Source organism: Lawsonibacter sp. LCP25S3_E2, from assembly GCF_052117285.1.
In the GTDB taxonomy this organism is placed as follows: domain Bacteria; phylum Bacillota; class Clostridia; order Oscillospirales; family Oscillospiraceae; genus Lawsonibacter.
Map to the genome: position 1 here is coordinate 1 of NZ_JBQKJL010000054.1, position 2,016 is coordinate 2,016.

Below are 2,016 nucleotides of genomic sequence, written 5' to 3' on the forward strand. Positions count from 1 at the left end.
TTGATTCCTGCCCAGGCACCAGCAGAATGCAGAACAAAAGTATAATCTTGTTTTACCTGAGCCACGGCAGATGCCGTGGCTCTTCTGTTGGGCCGGGTTTGACGGTTACTTTTTTATGAAGAAGAATTTGACAGAACTCGTTTTCATCCTGGACCGTAGCGGCTCCATGCAGGGGTTGGAGGGCGACACCATCGGCGGCTTCAACGCCATGATAGAAAAACAGAAGAAGGAGCCGGGCGAGGCCTTTGTCTCCACTGTCCTCTTCGACGACCAGACCGAGGTGCTTCACGACCGGGTAAAGGTGGGAGAGGTTCGCCCCATCACCGAAAAAGAGTACTATGTCCGGGGCTGTACCGCCCTGCTGGACGCCATCGGCGGAGCCATCCACCATATCGGCAACATCCATAAGTATGCCCGGCCCGAGGATGTGCCGGAACACACTCTTTTCGTTATCACCACCGACGGCATGGAGAACGCTAGTCGCCGCTACTCCGCTCGACGAGTGAAGGAGATGATCCAGCGGCAGAAGGAGAAATACGGCTGGGAGTTCCTCTTCCTGGGGGCCAACATCGATGCGGTGGAGACGGCGGGTCACCTGGGGATAGCCCCCGACCGGGCAGTGAACTACCACTGCGACAGCGTGGGTACCCGTCTCAACTACGAGGTGGTGGGCCAGGCTGTGGCCGCCGTCCGGTGTAGTGCACCTTTGGATGAGCACTGGAAAGACGCCATCGAGGAGGACTTCCGTAAGCGGCAGAAGCATCGCTGACAGGAGTTTCCCTGTGCCGCCGGATGTGGTATACTCGAAAGCAAAGATACGGCATGGAAGGAGGCATTCCAATGAACTTCGCCCCAACTCTTTTGGAAACATATCGCACTCTTTTGCAGACCACTGATTTGCAAAAAGCCTATCAGGAGTTCATTCGCCTGTTCCGCTTTCTGAGAAATGAACTGGAACGGCAGATGCCGGATTTCCGTTTTCAGAGCAACATTACGGAAAACGCTATGGATTATGCCTACTTTTCCTTTACCGACCCTGGTTTGAAAGAGAAGAGCTTGAAACTGGTTGTAGTTTTCGACCACAAGAACTTCCGACTGGAGGTGTGGCTCTCCGGGGTCAACCGGACCGCTCAGTGCCGCTGGGCCGAGCAATGGAGAGCTTGTCCTCCGCCCATGGAACTTACTCAGGAACCCAACCACACCGACTTTGTGGTACGCCTGCCAGTGAAAACAGAGCTGTCCGATGGGGAGAAAACGGTTGCTGCGGTCAAGGAGGCGGTAGTCCAACTGCTGCAGTTTCTTCCTTGATTAAAACTTTTCCAACCTCTGTAATGCCTGGCCTTCCAATAGCTATCCAGCCGCACACCTACATTTTCTCGTAGTTTCCGATTGAAAGACTGCCAATCATACAAGTTGATAGTTGGAATCGAAATTTCCATGTACTTTTGGAACGAAGGGGAATATTTTATGCATGTTTCATGCAAAAACAAATGCATCAGATATTATTAGAGAGAAACTTCTAGTGAGTGGAGGGACAGTCACAATCTCTCTACTAGACCAAAAGCCGTGTACAATAGTTGTTGCTGATGGGGCCATGCATTCACTAGCGATAAGCTAAACAAACATAAACTGAAATTTGATTTTTTTGTATTTGATGTGATTATTGATTTACTGAAAGATTCACCACAGCATAGGGCAAGAAAAGGCAATGCTCATGGCAAAGAAGCCAAAGTGGGCTATGGGAAATGTACCTCGGACACGGTAATGGGAGCCGTTGCCATTCACTATTTTGGTAAGAGTCAAGGAGAGTCCTGTTTTGACCCAGTCTTTGTCTTAGCTGCGGATATGGATTGGGCTGGTGTGTGCTACAAATATGCGGGGATACATCCAGCTAAAAAATATGGATTGGTGCCGTCAAGATTTATGCGCAAAATTATTTGCAGGCTCCGGCTGAATGAAGTCAGCCGGCAATAGAGGCGTCGTACAGAGCCGCCTCCAAGTGCTTCATGTTCATGT

The 2,016-nt window shown here is 50.6% G+C and carries 2 protein-coding genes; both read left to right on the plus strand.

Going from position 1 to position 2,016, the window contains the following annotated elements; all coding sequences use genetic code 11:
* Nucleotides 1–115: 115 nt before the first annotated feature.
* Nucleotides 116–769 (plus strand): vWA domain-containing protein, encoded by a 654-nt coding sequence (locus ACTQ3R_RS16385; protein ID WP_441780217.1) that lies wholly within the window; start codon nt 116–118, stop codon nt 767–769.
* A 71-nt stretch (nt 770–840) separates the two neighbouring features.
* Nucleotides 841–1,308: a DUF7000 family protein gene (locus ACTQ3R_RS16390; RefSeq protein ID WP_441780216.1), complete on the plus strand. Its 468-nt coding sequence runs from the start codon at nt 841–843 to the stop codon at nt 1,306–1,308.
* The last annotated feature ends 708 nt before the right edge of the window (nt 1,309–2,016 follow it).